The 19,310-nt window shown below is 70.9% G+C and carries 16 protein-coding genes and 1 tRNA gene; 4 read left to right on the top strand and 13 right to left on the bottom strand.

Features of this window, described 5'->3' with window-relative positions:
- Positions 1 to 2: 2 nt before the first annotated feature.
- Both Q9G87_RS12410 and Q9G87_RS12405 read right to left on the bottom strand, forming a co-directional pair.
- Positions 3 to 1,196: a hypothetical protein gene (locus Q9G87_RS12410; protein ID WP_305916449.1), complete on the bottom strand. Its 1,194-nt coding sequence runs from the start codon at positions 1,194 to 1,196 to the stop codon at positions 3 to 5.
- Between the two features lie 42 nt (positions 1,197 to 1,238).
- Entirely contained in the window at positions 1,239 to 2,084 is an 846-nt protein-coding gene (locus tag Q9G87_RS12405; RefSeq protein WP_305916448.1) for a spermidine synthase, read from the bottom strand.
- A 25-nt stretch (positions 2,085 to 2,109) separates the two neighbouring features.
- On the opposite strand from Q9G87_RS12405, the gene Q9G87_RS12400 reads away from it, so the two are divergent.
- The 3 genes from Q9G87_RS12400 (at position 2,110) to lat (ending at position 5,686) form a co-directional block, all read left to right on the top strand.
- On the top strand, positions 2,110 to 3,645 hold the full coding sequence (locus tag Q9G87_RS12400; protein ID WP_305916447.1) for a penicillin-binding transpeptidase domain-containing protein: 1,536 nt from the start codon (positions 2,110 to 2,112) through the stop codon (positions 3,643 to 3,645).
- A 20-nt stretch (positions 3,646 to 3,665) separates the two neighbouring features.
- The gene (gene trhA, locus Q9G87_RS12395; RefSeq protein ID WP_305916446.1) at positions 3,666 to 4,313 is read left to right on the top strand and encodes a PAQR family membrane homeostasis protein TrhA; all 648 of its coding nucleotides are present in this window, start codon (positions 3,666 to 3,668) and stop codon (positions 4,311 to 4,313) included.
- A gap of 98 nt (positions 4,314 to 4,411) precedes the next feature.
- The gene (gene lat, locus Q9G87_RS12390) at positions 4,412 to 5,686 is read left to right on the top strand and encodes an L-lysine 6-transaminase (RefSeq protein ID WP_305916445.1); all 1,275 of its coding nucleotides are present in this window, start codon (positions 4,412 to 4,414) and stop codon (positions 5,684 to 5,686) included.
- Here lat and Q9G87_RS12385 read toward each other — a convergent pair.
- The 9 genes from Q9G87_RS12385 to Q9G87_RS12345 form a co-directional block, all read right to left on the bottom strand.
- On the bottom strand, positions 5,676 to 6,902 hold the full coding sequence (locus Q9G87_RS12385; protein WP_305916444.1) for an NAD(P)/FAD-dependent oxidoreductase: 1,227 nt from the start codon (positions 6,900 to 6,902) through the stop codon (positions 5,676 to 5,678). The two genes, lat and Q9G87_RS12385, sit on opposite strands and share 11 nt — an antisense overlap.
- A gap of 64 nt (positions 6,903 to 6,966) precedes the next feature.
- Entirely contained in the window at positions 6,967 to 7,191 is a 225-nt protein-coding gene (locus Q9G87_RS12380) for a helix-turn-helix domain-containing protein (protein WP_305916443.1), read from the bottom strand.
- A gap of 158 nt (positions 7,192 to 7,349) precedes the next feature.
- Positions 7,350 to 7,425, bottom strand: a tRNA-His gene (locus Q9G87_RS12375).
- Positions 7,426 to 7,603: 178 nt separating this feature from the next.
- Entirely contained in the window at positions 7,604 to 8,197 is a 594-nt protein-coding gene (gene orn, locus Q9G87_RS12370; protein WP_305916442.1) for an oligoribonuclease, read from the bottom strand.
- 68 nt (positions 8,198 to 8,265) lie between these two features.
- A complete protein-coding gene (locus tag Q9G87_RS12365; protein ID WP_305916441.1) occupies positions 8,266 to 9,327 on the bottom strand; it encodes a DUF2510 domain-containing protein in 1,062 nt (353 codons plus the stop codon).
- Between the two features lie 49 nt (positions 9,328 to 9,376).
- Positions 9,377 to 10,786 (bottom strand): protein kinase family protein, encoded by a 1,410-nt coding sequence (locus Q9G87_RS12360; protein ID WP_305916440.1) that lies wholly within the window; start codon positions 10,784 to 10,786, stop codon positions 9,377 to 9,379.
- 21 nt (positions 10,787 to 10,807) lie between these two features.
- A complete protein-coding gene (locus tag Q9G87_RS12355; RefSeq protein WP_305916439.1) occupies positions 10,808 to 12,442 on the bottom strand; it encodes a serine/threonine-protein kinase in 1,635 nt (544 codons plus the stop codon).
- 113 nt (positions 12,443 to 12,555) lie between these two features.
- Complete coding sequence (locus tag Q9G87_RS12350) at positions 12,556 to 14,880, bottom strand: protein kinase domain-containing protein (protein WP_305916438.1); 2,325 nt, start codon at positions 14,878 to 14,880, stop codon at positions 12,556 to 12,558.
- 85 nt (positions 14,881 to 14,965) lie between these two features.
- A complete protein-coding gene (locus tag Q9G87_RS12345; RefSeq protein ID WP_305916437.1) occupies positions 14,966 to 15,604 on the bottom strand; it encodes a pyridoxamine 5'-phosphate oxidase family protein in 639 nt (212 codons plus the stop codon).
- A 71-nt stretch (positions 15,605 to 15,675) separates the two neighbouring features.
- On the opposite strand from Q9G87_RS12345, the gene pdxR reads away from it, so the two are divergent.
- Positions 15,676 to 17,052 carry a MocR-like pyridoxine biosynthesis transcription factor PdxR gene (pdxR, locus tag Q9G87_RS12340; protein WP_305916436.1) on the top strand — a complete coding sequence of 459 codons (1,377 nt, stop codon included), beginning with the start codon at positions 15,676 to 15,678 and terminating at the stop codon, positions 17,050 to 17,052.
- Here the strand turns inward: pdxR and Q9G87_RS12335 are convergent.
- Entirely contained in the window at positions 17,033 to 18,178 is a 1,146-nt protein-coding gene (locus Q9G87_RS12335) for a DegT/DnrJ/EryC1/StrS family aminotransferase (RefSeq protein ID WP_305916435.1), read from the bottom strand. The genes pdxR and Q9G87_RS12335 overlap by 20 nt on opposite strands.
- On the bottom strand, positions 18,175 to 19,257 hold the full coding sequence (locus Q9G87_RS12330) for a GNAT family N-acetyltransferase (RefSeq protein ID WP_305916434.1): 1,083 nt from the start codon (positions 19,255 to 19,257) through the stop codon (positions 18,175 to 18,177). The genes Q9G87_RS12335 and Q9G87_RS12330 overlap by 4 nt, the downstream gene beginning before the upstream one ends.
- Between the last annotated feature and the right edge of the window lie 53 nt (positions 19,258 to 19,310).

Below are 19,310 nucleotides of genomic sequence, written 5' to 3'. Positions count from 1 at the left end.
GCTCACCAGCAGGCGGCGATCCTGTCCAGCACCGGCGCCGGATACATCCCGTAGTTGTAGAAGTCGACGGCCGCCGCGCCGGCGGAGGTGCAGGCGGCCACTTTCGCGGCCAGATGCGCGGCATCGAGGGTGTCCGGGTGACCCGGCCGCAACACCATCCGTACCGGACACCTGCCTCCGGCGGCCGCCACGACGGAGGCCACGTCGGCACGCAGCCGCGCCACGTCCCGCACGTAGCCCAGGTACGCATAGCCGTCGGCCACGGCCGACAGCGCGGGCACGTCCACCCCGAGCCGCCAGCCCTGCTCGGCCGCGGCGGGGCCCTCAGGGGCTCCGTCGCCGTAGCCGAGCAGCGCGCCGGTCAGGTCCAGATACACCAGCTCGCCGCCGTCCTCGTGCACGGCGGCGGCCACTTTCCGGGTCAGCGCGGTCACCACACCCTGCCGTACGGCGAGAAAGCCGTCGAGCTCTTCACCCACCGCCGCACGTAGCGCCGGCAGGTCGGCTGGCGTGGCGGGGCCGTCGCCCTCCAGCGCCCGGTCGAGATGGCCGGCCACGGCCGCTCGCAGCCGCTCCGCGTCCACCCCGGCGGCCTGCGCCGCCTTCCGGCAATCCACGCAGAAGCACAACCCCATCAGCAGCCGCTCGCCCGGGCCCAGCGGGACGAAGGAGCGCTCGTGGTGGTGCCCGTGGTCGAAGGTCCCGTACGAGAGCGCCTCCGCCACCACCGGCCCCACCGCCGCTGCCGTGCGGGCCAGCGCCACCGCGTAATCGGCCACGTCCGGATTCGCCGGGCACAGGTCGGCGAGCAGCCGGTCGCCGAAGCACGTCTCGGCGCACACCTCGGGAAACGCGCTGCCCAGCGTGGTGTTGTGCAGGAACACCGTCCAGGCGAGCACGTCGCCGCCCGCCCGGTCGCGCAGCTTGGTCACGGCGTCCTGCTCCGCGAGCGGCTGCCCGGGCGGGCGCAGCCGCACCCCCTGCCAGATCTCCGGAGGTAGCGACAGGAACACGCCGTCACGCCGGTGCACCACCCGCCCGCTCTTTCCCCGCGGCACCACGTCGCGCGCCTGGTGGTAGGCGACGGCGACGGTCACCGCCGCGACGCCCCGCTCGCGCACCCGCGCCAGCACCCTCTCCACTCCCTCGTCCACCAGGTCGGAGGGGAAGACGTAGAGGCTGCTGCGGGGAAGCATGGAGAGATTGCACCACACGGCCTGGGGGTCGAGGAAAGCGGCCTACCCGAACACGGCGGGCGGGGGCACCGGGGCCAGGACGGGGTCGCCGTCCCTGATGGGATAGGCCCCGGCGACGAAGTTCGTCAGCGCCTCCCCGTGCACGCACCTGGCCTGCGTCAGCCCGCCGGCCGCGCGCCGCGTGAGCAGGTCCACCGGCAGATCCGTACGCGAGGCCGCCACGATGAGATTCCCGAAGCGGCGCCCCCGCATGACGCCCGGCTCCGCCAGCAACGCCACATGGCGGAACGTGGCGATCACCGTGGCCAGCAGGCGCCTGGCGAAGGCCAGGCCCTTGCCGTCGGCCAGGTTGATCAGCAGGGTGCCATCCGGGCGCAGCACCCGGGCGATGTCGCCCATGTACTCGATCGTGGCCAGCTCCACCGGCATCGTCGCCCCGGTGAACGCATCCAGCACCACCAGGTCCGCCGTGGCGTCCCACACTTTCGCGGTGCCCTCCCGGCCGCCCTCCACGATGACCTTCAGCCGGGGCACGGAACGCAGCTCCAGCTGCTCGCGTATCAGATTGACCAGCAGGCCGTCGGGCTCGAGCACGATGTGCCGGGAGCCCGGGCGGGTGGCGGCGACGTAGCGGGGGATCGTGCAGGCTCCGCCGCCGACATGGACGCAGCTGAGCGGTCCGTCCTGGAGAAGGTCAATAACGTCCGCCATGAGACGGACGTACTCGAATTCGAGGAATGTGGGATCTTTGAGATCCACATACGACTGAGGTACGCCATCCTTGGACAGCACCCAGCCGTCCTGCCTGTCCAGATCCCGGAGGAGTTCGACCTCGCCGAACGTCACCGGATAAAGGCCGGGCATCGGTTCCCGCTGTCCACGTGTCACGCTGATCCCTCCTGGGAGAAACCGTATGCGACGACGAAGGCTGATTGTGCTCGTTATCGCGGTTGTCGCGATAGTCGGGGCGAGCACGTTCGCGGTCTTGGCGTCCAGCCGGGTCAAGGGGAGCCCCTCGAGAACGGCGGCCGCGTACTTCGAGGCGTGGCGCAAGGGGGACATCACGGGCATGGAGCGGCTGGTGTACCAGCCGCCGGCCGACTTCGTCGTCCGGCATCGGGCGTTGTCGGACGAGCTGCACGTCGAGTCCATCCAGCTGACCCCGGGGCCGTTGAAGAGCATGGGGAACGGGTCCGCCGAGGTGCCGTTCGCGGGCGTGCGGGAGCTGACCGAGTTCGGGGCGTGGCCGTTCGACAGCACGTTGCGGCTGGCCGTGCGGGACGGGGCGTGGAAGGTGTTATGGGCCCCTGAGACGCTCCACCCGCTGCTCAAGGACGGGGGGAGGCTGGAGCTGGGCGAGATCGACATGGTGGGGGCAGAGCTGGTAACGAGCGAGGGCGACCGGATTCCCCACGACAGCTACGCGGAGGCGTACCTCGAGCGGCTCAAACCCGAGTTCGCCGAGGCGAACCAGGGCTGGGAGCTGGTGCTGAAGGTGCCGGGGCAGCCGGACCGGCCGGTGCTCAGCAAGCAGGCCGGGGCGAACGTCGAGCAGACCACGTTGTCACGGCCCGTCCAGGCGGCGGCCGCCCGGGCGCTGGACGGCGTGGAGGACTCCGCGATCGTCGCCATCCGGCCGGGCACCGGCGAGATCGTGGGGCTGGCCGACCGCCTCGAGGAGAACTTCAGCGCCGTGCAGGACGTCTTCCCGCCGGGCTCCGTCTTCAAGACGATCACGGCGGCGGCGCTGCTCAAGAACGGCCTCGAGCCGTTCTCGGAGGTCTCGTGCCCGGGCAGCTACACCATCCCCGGCCATCGGACCGTCGACAACGACGGGGCGATGGATCGCGGCCTCATCAGCTTCACCGACGCGTTCGCCCATTCCTGCAACACGACGTTCGTCGAGCAGGCCACCACGAGGCTGAGCTCGAAGGACCTGGTGGAGACGGCGAACGAGTGGGGGTTCGGCCGGCCGATCATGACGGGCATCGGCGGGAGCTGCGGCTCCGTGCGGGAAACCGGCGACGTGGATGCGTTCGCCGAGGACGTGATCGGCCAGGGCGAGGTCGTCACCACCCCGCTGTGCATGGCGGCGCTCGCCGCCGCCGTGCAGAGCGGCGTGTGGCGCTCGCCCAGACTGCTGTCGACGGAGCAAGTGAGTCGCATCGACGGCACGCCGCCACCCGAGCCCGCGCCCATGGACGAGGGGATCGTGACGGCGCTGAGGGACATGATGCGCGCGGTGGTGGACTACGGCACGGCGGCCGACACCGGGCTGCCGGAGGGCGTGGCGGGCAAGACCGGCACGGCGGAGGTGGTCGACGGTGAGGATCACGCCTGGTTCGTCGGATACCGCGACGACCTGGCCTTCTGCGTGTTCGTCCGGCACGGCGGCAGTGGTGCCGCGACCGCCGCTCCCATCGCCGCCCGCTTCCTCAATGGGCTGTAACCTACGGTACCGTAGGTTTCATGACGACCATCACCGTTAAGCCCAGGCTGCGAGGCTGGTTGCACACTGGAGCACTGCCCGTGACGCTGATCGCCGGGTTCGTGCTCGTGGCGCTCGGCCCGACGTTGCAGGCCCGTGTGGCCTCCGCCGTCTACGCACTCACCTCGGCGTTGTTGTTCGGCATTTCGGCCACCTATCACCGCAGCACGCTCGGCCCGAAGCTGGCCGAGTTCCTGCGCAGGGTCGATCACGCCAACATCTATTTGATCATTGCCGGAACTTATACGCCCTTCGCCTTGCTGGCCCTGGACGGGGTGGCCCGGGTGGCCGTGTTGGGCGTCATCTGGGGCGGCGCGCTGGCGGGCGTGTTGTTCCGGGTGTTCTGGATGGGCGCGCCGCGCTGGCTCTACACCGTGCTCTATCTGGCGCTGGGCTGGACCGCGGTCTTCGTCATGCCGCAGCTGCTCGAGGGCGCGGGCGTGGCCGCCGTCGTGCTGGTGGCCGTGGGCGGTCTGTTCTACTCGGCCGGCGCCGTCGTGTACGGGCTGCGCCGTCCCGACCCGTCGCCCCGCTGGTTCGGCTTCCACGAGGTGTTCCACGCGTTCACCGTCGCCGCCTACCTGGTCCAGTACATCGCGGTGTCGATCGTGGTCTACTCCCACGCATAAAGAACTCCACTTTGTGGGTAGATGTACCGTAAATATTACGCATGTGTCGGCGTTCCGCCGGAGGAACGTACGGCCCATCTGCCCACAGTGGAGTGGACATGGACGTACACACCCGCCTTGCCCGCCACCTGCTCATCGACGGCTACCGTCTGGTGCTCGACCTGGAGCTGAGCCGCGGCTCCTGGCTCGTCGACGCCCGCAACGGCCGCCGCTACCTGGACTTCTACACCTTCTTCGCCTCCGCCCCGCTCGGCGTGAACCCGCCGTTCGACCCCGACTTCGTCCAGCTGCTCGGCCAGGTCGCGCGCAACAAGCCGGCCAACCCGGACATGTACACCGAGCACCTGGCCGACTTCGTCGACACCTTCGTCCGCGTGCTCGGCGACCCCGAGCTGCCCCACCTGTTCTTCGTCGAGGGCGGCGCCCTGGCCGTGGAGAACGCGCTCAAGGCCGCCTTCGACTGGAAGAGCCGCCGCAACGAGGCCGCGGGCCGCCCGCGCGAGCTGGGCACCAAGGTCCTGCACCTGACGCGGGCCTTCCACGGCCGCAGCGGCTACACCATGAGCCTGACCAACACCGAGCCGGGCAAGACCGACCGGTTCCCCAGATTCGACTGGCCGCGCATCGACGTGCCCGCCATCCACTTCGGCGACGTCGAGGCGGCCGAGGAACGCGCGCTGGCGCAGGCACGGGAGGCCTTCGAGCGCCATCCGCACGACATCGCCTGCTTCATCGCCGAGCCGATCCAGGGCGAGGGCGGCGACAACCACATGCGGCCGGAGTTCCTGCAGGCCATGCAGCACATGTGCCACGAGTACGACGCGCTGTTCATCCTCGACGAGGTCCAGACCGGCGGCGGGACGACCGGCACGCCGTGGGCCTACCAGCAGCTGGGGCTGGCACCCGACGTGGTGGCCTTCGCCAAGAAGGTCCAGGTCGGCGGGATCATGGCGGGCCGCAGGGTCGACCAGGTCCCCGATAACGTGTTCCAGCTGAGCGGCCGGATCAACTCGACGTGGGGCGGCGGCCTGGTGGACATGGTCCGCAGCCGCGGCATCCTGGAGATCGTCGAACGCGACGGCCTCATCCAGCGTGCCGCCACGCTGGGCAGCGTGCTGCTCGAACGCCTCACCAAGCTGGAGGCCGAGCGCCCCGAGGGGGTGTCGGGCGTGCGCGGCCGTGGCCTGATGTGCGCGTTCGACCTGCCCGACCAGGCCGCCCGCGACGCCCTGGTGACCCGGCTCAGGGACGACCACGGCGTGCTCGTGCTGCCCTGCGGCCCCCGCTCGGTACGCCTGCGCCCGGCGCTCAACATCCCGGAGCCCGACCTCGACCACGGCCTGAGCGCCCTGTCGGACGCCCTCACTGGGTGACGCTGGTGGCGCTGCGGCGCGGTCCGAAGTAACGCCAGAAGAAGTTGAGCAGCACGCTCACGCGGTTGCGCCCACCCAGCAGGTACGCCACGTGAATGAAGATCCAGACCAACCACGCCGGCACCCCGCGCATGGTCATTCCGTTGCGGAACTGGAGCACGGCCTCCAACTTGCCCACAGTCGCCATGATGCCGGGATCGTCGTACGAGAACGCCTGCGTCGGCCGCCCCTGGGCCGCCGCGAGGATCTGCCTGCCCACGTGCTTGCCCATCTGGATCGCGGGCTGGGCGAGCTGGGGCAGCGGCTCGGGCGGCCCGGCGAGGTCGCCGGCCACGAAGATCTCGGGGTGGCCGGGGACACGCAGCTCTTGCGTGGTCGTGATCCTGCCGCCCTTGCCTTGCGGCAGCCCCCAGTCGGCCACGTCATCGGGCGCGGTCACGCCGAGCGCCCACACCGTCAGGTCGCTCGGCAGCCGCGTCCCGTCGGTCAACACCACCGCGTCCGGCTCCACGGACGCCAGCGTGGAGCCCAGATGCAGCCGCGTCCCTCGTCTGCGCAGCGCGGCGGCCGCCGCGTCCCGCAGCCGCGGCTTGTACGGCGCCAGCACATAGTCGAACCGCTCGACCAGGCTCACGCTCGTCTGGGAGGGCTTGATCTCCGGATGCGTCAGCGGCAACGTGCGCCACCGCAACTCGGCCAGCGTGCCCGCCACCTCGACGCCGGTCGGACCCGCGCCCACCACCACGACGTGAGTGCCCTCCCGCCGGCCCGTGGCCGTGTCCTCCAGGCATTGCTGCAGCCGCCGCCGGAGGTTGGCCGCGTCGTTGAGCGAGTAGATCGGCAACGCGTTCTCCCGCGCGCCCGCCACGCCGAGCCAGTTGGTCGTGACGCCCGTCGCCAGCACCAGGTAGTCGTACTCCAGCGAGCTGCCGTCATCGAGCTCCACCCGCCGCTCCTCGGCCAGCACCTTGCTCAGCCCGGCCCGGCGCGCCCGCACGTTCGGCCATCGGGCGGCGAACGTGCGAATCGGGTAGGACACGTCGGACGTGCCCATGCTCGCCGTGGCCACCTGGTAGAGCAGCGGCTGGAACGTCGAGTACGGCTTCCGGTCGACGAGCGTCACCAGCGCTCCGCCCTTGGCGAGCTCCCGCGTCGCTTCCAGCCCCGCGAACCCAGCCCCGACGACGACGACCCGCGCCCTGCGCGTCATGCTCATGGGACTCCTATGACACCGCCGGTGGCCCTTTAAACCACAGGGAGGTCAGTGACGCCGGGCAGGGCTACTGACGGCGGGACAGCCAGAGGCCGATGGCGGTGACGCGGGAGTCCACGCCTAGCTTGGCGTAGATGCGGTTGACGTGATTCTTCACGGTCTTCTCGCTGAGAAACAGCCGTTGCGCGATCTGTCCGTTGGACTGACCCGTGGCGATGAGGTCCATGACCTCGGCCTCGCGCTTGCTCAGGGACATGAACACGCTCTCGAACGCTGCGTCGTCGACTCTCATCCGGCCTCCGGGGGCGCGAAGACGGTCAGATCGCCGAGGGCCCCCGTGCTTCCGGCGTTAGCGGTAGACAGCGAGCATAACTCGCATTGTCATGATTTGGGGGCGTAGTCGGGAGAAAACGACGACGGCCGGTCCATCTAGGACCGGCCGTCGTGCAGTGGGGTGAGTGAAGGGACTTGAACCCTCGACATCCAGGACCACAACCTGGCGCTCTGCCAACTGAGCTACACCCACCACGGCCACCGGTGTCATCGCAATCTCATGCCGACTTCTGAGATCGCGGTGTCATCGCAATCTCATGCCGACTTCTGAGATCGCGGTGTCATCGCAATCTCATGCCGACTTCTGAGATCGCCATGCATGGCGGCACAGGAAAAGTGTAGCGGGGTTCGGGAGTCTTTACGCCACTCCTTTAGCCGCTGACACGCTCTGCCAGCGATCTCGCGGTCGCCGAGTCGGGTCCCGGCTGCTCCACGAAGATCGCCGCACGGTAGTAACGCAGCTCCCGGATGCTCTCCGTGATGTCCGCCAGGGCCCGGTGTCCGCCCTGCTTCTCCGGCGCGGCGAAGTAGACCCGCGGATACCAGCGGCGGACCAGCTCCTTGATCGACGAAACGTCGATCATCCGATAGTGCAGAAAAGCATCCACGGCCGGCATGTCCCTGGCCAGGAACGTGCGGTCGGTGCCGATCGAGTTGCCGCACAGCGGCGCCTTCTTCGGCTCCGGCACATGGCGGCGGATGTAGTCGAGCACGAGCGACTCCGCCTCCGACAACGTCACCCCGCTGCCGAGCTCGGGCAGCAGCCCGGAGGCGGTGTGCATCTCGCGTACCACTTCCGACATCTGCTCCAGCGACTCGGGCGGCGGCTTGATGACCACGTCCACGCCCTCGTCCAGCTGATTGAGCTCGCTGTCGGTGATGACGCACGCCACCTCCACCAGCGCGTCCCGCCCGAGGTCGAGTCCGGTCATCTCGCAGTCGATCCAGACCAGCAAGTCACTCATGAGATCTCCTCGCCCAGCGGCTCGGAGCAATCCGCCCGCTTGTTACCCCACCAGCCTAGTGCCACTGCTCACGCGGGCTTGAGCGAGCTCAAAACCTTGCCCACCACGTCCGTGCCCAGATTGTCCGGTACGGAGATGTAAAGGAGGGCCGGGCGCTCACCGGAGCCGCGATCCATGAGCACGAGCGCACCGCTCTCCTTCTTCCACTTGTAGCCCTTCTCCTCCGACACCTTGGTGAAGTCGAGCTCGAACTGCAGCACCCACGCGTCCCGATCGCCGATCTTCATGGCCTTGTCCGCCACGATCTTGGTCTCGTGCGGCGGCGCGTAGAACCTGGAGAAGTCCACGAAGACGGCCTTCGCCGTATCTCCCATGCCGGCTGCGCCGCTATAGGGGTAGAGCTCGTTGAGCAGCCCCGAGTAGACGTTGCCGACCCAATCCTCGTCATCGACGAAGTTCTCCTGTGACGTGGCCTGCACCCCGGCCGACCACAGCTGCTGCGTCGGGCTCGGGGTCGCGGGGTTGAGCTGCGCGGGCACCGTCCAGCCCTCGGGCACCGGGTAGGAGATGCCGGCCTGCGCGTCGGTGATCCGGCCATCGGCCGGCTGAGGAGGCGGCTGGCCGGTGCCCTGGCTGGGCGGCTCGTTGGACGGCGGTTCGTTGGTGGGCGGCTCCTGGGGCGCCGACGTCTCCGTCGGCGCCGACATCGGGATGTCGTTGCTCCTGTTGACGAGGAAGATCCCGCCCACCACGATCAGCGCGAGCACCACCAGCGCCGCCAGTCCGCCGAACACCCAGGGCAGCGGATTGCCCTGCTTGGGCGGCGGGCCGTAGCCGGGGCCGGGCAGCTGCGCGCCGCCCCACTGCTGGGTGGGCGGAGTGGGCTGGCCGTAGGCGGACTGCCCGAAGGTGGGTTGCCCGTACTGGAGCGTGGGGTTCGCCGGCGTCGCCGACCAGTCGGGCCGCGACTGCTGCTGCGGCCCTGAGGCGGCCTGCGGCTGCGGTTGCTGGGGCCCGGAGGCAGGCTCCTGCGCATGGGTGGCGTCGGTCCACTGGTTGCCGTCCCACCAGCGGAGCTGGGGCTCGCCGTACGGGTCCGGGTACCAGCCCGCGGGGGTCTGCGAGGTCATATTCGCCAGATTAGTAAGAACCGCTTTGATATGCATCGCTGAGACGGCATCAACACTTGTACGTGAAGCTGGCCTTGTCCGTACGCACCGGGCCCGGCGTCAGGATCCGCAACGTGGCGGTGGCCTTGACGTTGCTCTTGCCCGACAGCGACCACCTCAGCGGCAGCGTGTAGGACGTCTGGTCGGAGTTCGTGCGCAGCGACCCCTTGACGACTTCCTTGTCCAGGTTCTTGCGCCATTCGAAGGTGATCTCGCCGGGCGCCCCGTTGGTGACGACCTTTCCGGTGATCAGGACCTTGCTGTCGCACCCCTGCGTCTTCTTCGGCGCCACCACGTCGATCGACTGGACCACCAGCTCGGGCGTGCTGCCCAGCCTGAACCAGGCCAGGATCGCCCCCGCCATGATCGCGGCGAAGACGGCCGTGGCCCAGATCGTCCGCCACCGCCGCGCCCGCGAGGCCCTGGGCCGCTTGCCACCCGGGCGGTGCACCGTGGACGCCTCGCCCCGTCCTGCTCGCCAGATCCGCTCCGCCGTCGTCTCCGGCCGCTGCTCCTGCGTGCCGACCCCCGGCCCGAACTGCAGGGGCCGCGCCGCTCGGCCGGGCACGTGCAGCAGCGTGACGATGTCGCCCTCGTCTTGGGGCAGGGCAGGCGGTTGCGCGTACGCCCGCGGCTGCGCGAACGCCGACCTGCCGCGTGCCGCCCGCACCAGCCCCTCCCGGCTGATCGCACCGCCGGGCAGCGCCGCCTGCTCGCCGAGCAGCGCGTTGCGTGCGGCGGCCAGGCCGAGCGTGCCCGCCATGGCCGCGACCCGCTCGAACAGCTGAGCGGCCTGCGACGCGCCTGCTTGCCGCGCGTCAGACCCGGAGGAGCCGGCCTGTGGTGAACCCGGCGCGACGGAGCTGGAGGAGGCGGCCAGCCCGCGGGCGAGCACCGCCCAGCCTGCCGCGTCCCGTTCGGGCCGGGACACCTGGCCGCGGATCGCGTCGGTCAGGCCGCGCTCGGACAACAACGCGGCGCCCTCCGCGGTGATCACCACGGTGCCCGGGTGCACGGAGCCGTGCGTGATCCCGGCGGCATGCAGCGCGATCAGCGTTTGGGCGGTCTCCACCAGGGCGGACGCCGCGCCCGCCGGATCGACAGGGCCACTGGCGAGCAGGTCGGCCAGCGTCGGGCTGACCGCCTGGCCCGTGAGCAGCCACACCTGGTCGCCCGCCGCCACGACGTCGGCCACCGGGATGAGGCCGGTCATCCCGCCCAGCACGAGCCGCTGGTCGGTCATGACCGCCTGGACGACGCGGTCGCGCACGCCGGGCAGCCCGATGATCTTCGGATCGAAGAGCAGGGCGCCGGCGCGCCGGCCGTCAGGCGAGATCGCGTCGATCCAGTTGCCCAGCTCGGTCATCCAGGTGTGTTCGGTGAGCCGGAATCCGGCGATATCGGTCGTAGGGTTGTTCATCGCCGTCGCCCCCCGACTCTGCTAGCGCTTCCTTCTGTGGCGGCCCGCCATACGGCGTCTCACCGCAAGTGTGACCGGAACCGCGCCGGACGTCATCAGGCCGAACGCGACGAGCGCGGACTGCGCCATGCCGACAGCGTCGATCCTGGGCTCCTCGGTCGGCACCTGGTCTCCCGGATCCTCCGACGTTGTACTCGTCGGCGGTGTGGTCGACGGCGGCGGCGGCGTGGACCGGGTCGGCGGGGTCGTCGGACGGCTGGTGGTCTGGGTGGGCGTCGGGGTCGGCGTCGGGGAGGCCGGCGGACGGGTGTCGTCCGGCACGCTCATCGTGCCGCTCGCCTCGGGCTCGGCGCTCTCGCTCGGGGTGGAGGCCGGCTTCTTGGTCTTGGCGGGCTTCTTGGTCTTGGTGGGTGTAGGAGTGGCCGTCGTGGTCGGGGCGGCGCTCGTCGTCGGCGCCGGCGGCGGGGTGTCGCTGGTCGTGGCCGTCGGCTCCGGCGTGCTCTCCTCTGGCGTGGTCTCCTCCGGCGTGGGAGACGCCTCGTCCGTCTCGGCCGGCTCGCCCGTGTACGGCGTCGCGGGGCTCGGCGTCGTCGTGGTGGTCTGCGCCTGGAGCACTGGCTCGTCGGCGGAGGACGTCGCGATGATCACGACGGCACCGATCAGCACGCCGGCCGCGAGCGCGCCGATGGCGAGTTTCGCGGGGAGCTTGCGCAGCACACGGGTCGGGTCGCGGAACCGGGTCTCGGCAAGCGACGTCTGCGTCTCCGCAGGGTCCGCGAGCGGGCTCGGGAAGAGCAGGACCAGCAGACCGGCGAGAGCCGCCAGGCGGCGACGCCCGCGCTCCTCCCAGTCGGGGCCGTACCCCTCGGCTGCCACGGCCTCCAGCTCGGTCAGGAACGCCTCCGCCGACGGCGGGCGCTCCGCGGGGTCCTTGGCCAGGCCGCGCTCGATCAGGCCGCGTAGCGCCGGGGGCACCTCCTCGACCGGGGCCGGCGCGCTCTGGTGCTGGCGGGCCAGCGCGGCCATGTTGGTCGCCCGGTAGGGACGGCCGCCGGTCAGGCACTCGAAGAACACCACGGTGGCCGCGTACACGTCGGTCGCGGGCCCGGCGGGCGCGCCCGACCACTGCTCGGGCGCCATGTACGGCGGCGTGCCCGCCGCGCTCGTCCCCTCGCCCGCCTTGACGGCGATGCCGAAGTCCACGAGCTTGCTGGTGCCGTCGCCCTGCACCATGACGTTCTCGGGCTTGAAGTCGCGGTGCACGACGCCGATGGCGTGCGCGGAGGCCAGGCCCTGGAGCGAGCCCTTGAGCACGGTCAGCGCGGCCTCGGCCCCGGTCGGTCCCTCGGACCTGAGGAGCTCGCGGAGCGAGACGCCGTTGATCAGCTCCATGATGATCGCCGCGCCCTGGCCGGACTCGACGTAGTCGATCAAGCGGGCGTGGTGCGTGCTCTGCAGCGTGGCCAGCAGCCTGGCCTCGTGCCGAAAACGGGCGACGAAGCCCATGTCGGATCTCAGCTCGTCACTGAGATATTTGATGGCCACTTCCACGCCGTCGTAGTCGCGTGTGGCCAGCACGACACGACCGGCGGCACCCGAGCCCAGTTCGCGAACCCCGGTGTAGCCGGGGACCCCCCATTGGCCCTCGCCGTACATAACGGCCTCCTCTGGACTTGTCTGGGCCCCCACCCGCATCAAACGGAGCGTAGCTTAACCAGAGTGAACCGCATTCTCGCTACCAACATCCTGATAAGTCTGGATTACGACTTTTAGTCGATCTTGCCGGGAGTGTCGGATGTCTCGGGGCGCGGCTCCTTCGTGGGCTCTTCCTCGGACGGGCACTCGGGCGTGACCCCGCCGGCCGTGTCGCTGCCGTTGCCCGCGGCCGGGTCCGTGGAGGCGGTCACCGACCACTTCGTACCGCACGGAAGCTGTTTGACCGGGAGGGTGAAAGTCCTGGTGTAGGACGTCTCGCCGGACAGCGTGTCCGATTTCGTGTCGCCGAGCTCGCCAGCCGAGAACGACACGGTGAGCCGTACCGGCTGGGTGTTCGACGTGAGCACCTGGACGGTCGCCGAGAGGCCGTCGCCGGGGCCCGCCCGCACGATCGAGACCCGCCGCACCTCCGGCGGGCAGGCGACCGAGGTCCGCGCGGTTTCCGTCCGGCCGCCCGCGGTCACCTTCACCGACAGCGTCCCGCCGCAGGGGCGGGATCTGAAGGTGTGGGTGAGGGTCCGGGTGTAGGAGGTCTGGCCGGACAGGCTCGCCGTGCGGGTGCCGACCGGGTCGCCGTTCACCGCGAACTCGGCCTGGACCGGGATCTCGCCGGTGCCGCTCGCCGTCACCCTGATCCTGGCCTGGGCGGCGCGGGCCGGCGCGGCAGGCAGCACGAGGCTCACCCGCAGCCCGGTCACCCGCGTCGGGCAGGGCGGCACGGACACCGAGGCGGTCCTCTCGCCGCCGGGCGCCGCCGGTGAGGTGGAGACGGTCAGCGTGACCGTCTTGCCGCACGGGCGTTCCCCCATGGACCAGGTGAGCGTCCGGGTGTAGGTGGTGGAGCCGATCAGGCGCACGCGCTCGGTGCGGCCGTCCGTGCCGGAGGCCGCCCAGGTCGCGGTGGCGGTGACGGCGGCGGTGCCGCTGGCGCGCACCGTGACCGTGGTGGTGGCGACGCCGTCGTCGTTGACGGTGAGGTCCCCGAGGCCGATCGCGAGCACCGACGTGACCGGCGACGGCGTGATCACCGTAGGCGTCGGGATGACGGTGGGCGTCACGGTGGGCGTTACCGTCGGCGTCACGGTGGGGGTCGAGGTGGATGTCGCGGTCGGGGTCGGGGTGGGTGTCCGGGTCCGCGTGGGCGTGGTCGCGGGTCTGGTTGACGCCGGTGGGGACGTGGCGGGGCTCTCCTCGGGCAGGACCGCCTCCGACGTGTTCTCCGGGCCGGGCTCGGGCGTGCTCTCCGGCGTTTCCTCGGGCGTCCCCTCAGGTGTCGTCGGCGGGGCCGAAGCGGGCTCCGGGGTGATCTCGGTCGGCGGTACGGCCGCCGCCGCGCCGATCGGCCCCGCGGGCGGGCGCTCCCTGTTGGCCACCACGACCACCACCGCCACCGCCACGGCGGCCGCCAGCGCGCCGCCGATCGCCACCCGCGCGACGGAGCGCGCATTCGAGCGCAGCCCGCGGAAGACCGTCCTGGCCAGCGACGTGGACACCTCCGGCGTGGCCGCCGGCGGCGGTGTCGGCAGCAGCAGGGCGAGCAGGGCCACCAGCGCGGCCAGCCGCCGCTTGCCCCGCTCCTCCCAGTCCTCGCCGTACGCCGCGAGGGCCGCTGCTTCCAGCTCGGCCACGAACGCCAGCGCGCTCTCCGGCCGCTGCCCCGGATCCTTGGCCAGGCCGCGCCTGATCAATCCGCGTACCGGCTCGGGCGCGTCGTGGAACGGCACAGGGGCATGGATGTGCTGGTAGCCGAGCACGCTGGGCTCGGTCGAGCGGTACGGCCGGTGCCCGGTCAGGCACTCGAAGAAGACCGCGGTGGCCGCGTACACATCCGTCGCGGGCCCGGCGGGCGCGCCCGACCACAGCTCGGGCGCCATGTACGGCGGCGTGCCCTCCGGATGCGCGATGGCGCCCTGCCGCACGGCGATGCCGAAGTCGACGAGCTTGCTGATCCCGTCGTCCCTGACGATCACGTTCTCGGGCTTGTAGTCCCGGTGCACGAGGCCGAGCGTGTGCGCCCTGGCCAGGCCCAGCAGCGAGCCCTTCAGCACGACCAGCGCCGCCTCCGGCTCGGTCGCGCCGTGCTCGCGCAACAACGCGCGCAGCGAGACGCCGTTGACCAGCTCCATCACGATGGCCGCGCCGCCGGCGTCCTGGATGTACTCCCACATCGTGGCGATGTTGGGGTCCCTGAGCGTGGTCAGCAGCCGCGCCTCGGACTGGAACCTGGCCAGCGCGGCCGGATCACGCAGCAGGTTCGCTGAGAGGTACTTGATCGCGACCTTGACGCCGGTCTCGTCGTGTACGGACAGCACGACCCGCCCGCTGGCGCCCGCGCCTAATTGTCTGATCTCCGTGTACCCGGGAGCACTCCACTCCATATGCCTCTCCCATCAGGAGCCGGCCCACCTGATGAGACGTGCGATCAAGGAGTCGGGTTTGCTAGGTGGTACCTGATTTATGGAACTACTCCCGATGGAGGATGTGAACAGGAGTATCGATACCTTCTGGGAGCAGCGGATCTGGCTGAGGCGCGCCCCACCCGGTCACCAGGGGCAGCACACCGGCCCATACCGGAAGGGTGTAGTCCTCCTCCTCGTCGATCGGCGCGCCGCGCCGGATCTTGACCGAGGCCTCCTCCAGGGACAACGCCAGCACGGCCGTGGCGGCCAGCTCCTTGCGCGACGGCGGCCGGGCGTAGTCCCACTGGCCGGGAGCGAGCTGCTCGGTCAGCGCCCGCAGCCCCGTCAGCCGCTCGTCCGGGTCGGTCACCAGCCTGGCCCGGCCGTAGATGACCGCCGAGCGGTAGTTGACGGAGTGGTGGAAGATCGAGCGGGCCAGCACGATGCCGTCCAGATGCGTGACCGTGACGCACACCTCGCCGTCGCCGGCCGCGCGCAGGGACCTCGCGCCTGTGGAGCCGTGCAGATAGAGCGTTTCGCCGACCCGGCCGTAGCCGGTGGGCACGACCATCGGGTGACCGTCGACGACGACGCCCAGGTGGCAGATCAGGCCGGTGTCGAGCACCTCATAGAGATCGTTCCTGTCGGCGCTGCCGCGTTCCTTCGAGCGGCCGAGCGTGGTGCGAGGAGTGGTGGAGAGCATGATTCGACCGTAGTCGCGAAGTGGACCTATCCTGTAGGGCCACTATCGACCCCTTCGTAGGGACCACTTGCGTGCGTACGTCTGTTGACCTGCCCGTTTCTCTCTCGCGTGACAGCGCCGAGCCGCTCACCGCGCAGCTGGCCGACTGGCTGCGCCGCGCCATGCTGGACGGCGCGCTCGCGCCGGGCGAGCGGCTGCCGTCCACCCGGGCCCTCGCGGCCCAGCTGGAGGTGAGCAGGACCGTGGTCACGGAGGCGTACCAGCAGCTGTACGCGGAGGGGTGGCTGGACGGGCGGCACGGCTCGGGGACGTTCGTGGCCGACATGGAGGCGCCCACGCCGCCTCACGAGACGACGTACGTGCCCGCGCCCCCCACGCCCCCGGCCACCTGGATCGACCTCACGGCCGGCGAGCCCTGGGTGCGCGACTACGACCGGGCGGCATGGAAGCGGGCCTGGCGCAAGGCCGCCGACCTGCCGCCCCGCGCCGCGCCCGACCCGCACGGCCTGCCGCGTCTCAGAGAGCTGCTCGCCGACCACCTCCGACGGGCCAGAGGCATGGCCGTCGGCCCGGAGAACATCCTGGTCACCAGGGGCACCGGCAACGGCCTCGACCTGTGCGCGCTCGCCCTGCTCGGCGGGGGCGCCCGCGCCGGCGTGGAGGATCCGGGCTACCACGTGGCGCGGACCGTGTTCGCGGCCCGGGGGGCCGAGATCGTGCCGTGCCCGGTGGACGAGGACGGCGTGATCGTGGACGGGCTGCCCGCCGATCTGCGCGTGCTCTACACGACGCCGGCCCACCAATACCCCCTGGGCGGGCGGCTGCCGATCCCGCGCAGGGAACGGCTGCTGGCCTGGGCCAGGAGCACGGGCGCGACGATCATCGAGGACGACTACGACGCCGAGTTCCGCTACGACGTCGCCCCGCTGCCCGCGCTCTACGGCCTCGACCCGTCCCGGGTGGTGCTCCTCGGCACGCTCTCCAAGACCCTGACGCCCGACGTCGGCGTCGGCTGGCTGGTCGGCGACCCCGAGCTCGTCGCCAGGATCGCCCGCCTGCGCCGCGCCGTGGCCGACCGCACCAGCGGGCCCGTCCAGCAGGCGGTGTCGACCCTGCTGGAGCGCGGCGACCTGGACCGGCACCTGCGGCGCATGCGGCTGGAATACGCCCGCCGCCGCGCCGCGGTCGTCGAGCTCCTCGGACCCGTCTGCCGGCTGCGCGGCGACACCGCCGGGCTGCACGTGCTGGCGGAGCTGCCCGCGGCCGTGGTTCCCGCCCTGGTCGAGCGGGCCAGGGAACGCGGCGTCCTGCTCGACTCGACCGGCCGGCACCACCACGGGCGGGAGCGGCTGCACGGCCTGGTGATCGGCTACGGCTCCGCGTCGCTGGCCGACGTCCGCCGCGGTTGCCGCATCCTGGCCGACCTGATCAAGAACGCCCCCCGCTGACCCCGCCGGCAGGAAGCGGTGGCGCGGGCTCCAGGCGGCGCAGGACGGGCAGGGCGCGGCCGGCGTAGACCGGGTCGACGGGGAGCACATGCCGTGCCCACCAGCGGGCCGGGAGCGGGTCCGGCGACGGTTCGGTGAAGGCCGGGGCGTAGTCGTCGTACGGGGGGTCGTACAGGTAGCCCGTGGCGACCCCGTGCCGCTCCAGCTCCGCGATGGCCGCGTCCCTGTCGCGCACCAGCAGCGGGACCCGGAACAGGGGCTGGTCCAGGTTGTCCCGCACGGCCGGCGCCACGGTGGGCAGCTCGGCCAGCCGGGCGACGCCCGCCAGCCGCCGCCCGCGGTCGGCGGGGACCTTGGCCAGGCGCCGGGACTGGTACCAGCGGGCCGGCGCGCCCCGGCGGGCTCGGTAGTCGTGCAGGTCGGCGCGTACCCAGGGGTCGAAGGGCGGCAGCGAAGGGGTCTCCTTGAGCGCCGCATCGAGCCTGTCGGGGTCGAGCGGGATACGGTAGCCCTCGCGTTCCTCCTGCATGCCGAGCGCGCGCATCAGCGCGAGCGCGGGGCGTACGAGGTCGAGCTTGAGCGCCGCCTGGCGGGCCATCGAGGTGGCCACGCCGATCAGGTCCGCTTTCCACGAGCCCGTGACGAGCAGCTGGTCGCGGGCGCGTTCGAGGGCCCGCAGGTCCGGCTCCCGCGCCACCGCCAGCACGCCGCCCGAGCCCGCTCCCGGATGCTTGGAAAGGCTGAAGACGCCCGCCTCGCCGAGCGTCCCCAGCGGCCGCCCGCCGACGCTCGTCTCCATGGCGTGCGCCACGTCCTCGATCAGGATCTTCCCGGCGAAGGCCTCGGCGCGGTCGGGCAGTCCGTACAGATTGGTCGTCAGCACCGCGTCCACCGCGGCGAGATCGACCCGGTCGGCGTCGATGTTGCCGTCACGTGGCGACAGCGGCGCGATCACCGGGCGCAGGCCGGCCGCGAGCACCAGGAAGAGGATCTCGTCGGCGGAGATGGGTGACATGAGCAGCCGCTGGCCGGGCGTGCACCAGTGGCGTAGTGCCAGGTAGAGGCCGAGACGGTTGGACGGCAGCGGCAGGCAGTGACGGCCCGTGCGCTCTGCGATGTGTTTCACCGATGTATGACGGTACGGAAACGCCCGTAGGTTTTCAACGCCTTGTCCGCGGTCTTGAGCAGCAGTGGGCTGGCCATCACGGTGGCCCGAGTCTTGCGCGCCGGCACCCGCATCATCCAGTGGACGCCCGCCGCCGCGCTGGCCCTGGCCACCCGGCCCTCGGCCACCTCCAGCTCGCCGGTCTTGAGCTTGTCCTTGTATTCCTTCTGGCCACGGCCCATGTCGATCACTTCGATCCCGGCCGCGGCAGCCTGCTCGGCCATCGCGAGGTGGTGGATGAGGCCGGGGGAGTATTTGGCGAAGCGGGTGTCGTAGGCGGGGAACCAGCCGGCGAGCGTCGTCCGCGTGCGCACCCCGAAATGCCCGGCCACCGGCTGGTCGTCCACGTAGACCATGTCGAGCACCCCGGCGAAGCTGTCCGACCGGGTCGCCAGCAGCCGCTCGACCAGCTCGACGATCCACCGGTGCGCGAACCTGTCGGTGCGTCCGGTGCGCCGGTATTGGTCGGTCTTCCAGCCGAGCAGTGTGCGCAGCGGCGCAAGGTCGGTGGTCGCGAAGTCGTGGCGCAACGTGCCGACGTCGCGCTGGAGTTTGCGCGACTTGGCCAGGGTGGTCTTGTACGTCTTGCCGGAATGCTCCCTCAGCGCCATGGTGTAACGCTCGTACCCGTCGCGCAGGTCGATGATCGGTGACGGGTGGCGCTCGTGCCGGGCGCCCAGCAGCGGCTGCCCGGACACCAGGTGGTCGAACTCGTAAACCGCGAGCCCGCACTCCTTGATCAGCCGGCGCGCGTCAATCTCGAAGTCCTTGGCGTGGATCAGGCCCTGGGCGTCGGTCAGCCCCGCGGCGACCGGTTTGCCGATGCCCAGCGGATGCCGTTCGAAGGGGAAGAATCCCATGATTTCGGAACCGTCGTACAGGATGGCGACCTGGACGAGATCTCGCAGCTCACCCACCGTGATCGTGAACTCGGGGGACAGGAACGGATTGTCGAAGGCGGGGTTGGACTCCTGCAGAGCCCGCCATCGACTCACTTCGGTCGGTCCCAGCTCACGGGGGAGGGCAAGGGTGACGCGCATGGGCTCCTACTGACGGCATGCTTCCTGCTCCGGCATGCGGGCAGACAAGTACG

Origin of the sequence: Nonomuraea turcica (assembly GCF_030718205.1) — a bacterium.
Taxonomy (GTDB): Bacteria; Actinomycetota; Actinomycetes; order Streptosporangiales; family Streptosporangiaceae; genus Nonomuraea.
Note: the sequence above shows the minus strand (reverse complement) of the source record. Positions and strands in the feature narration are given on the sequence as shown.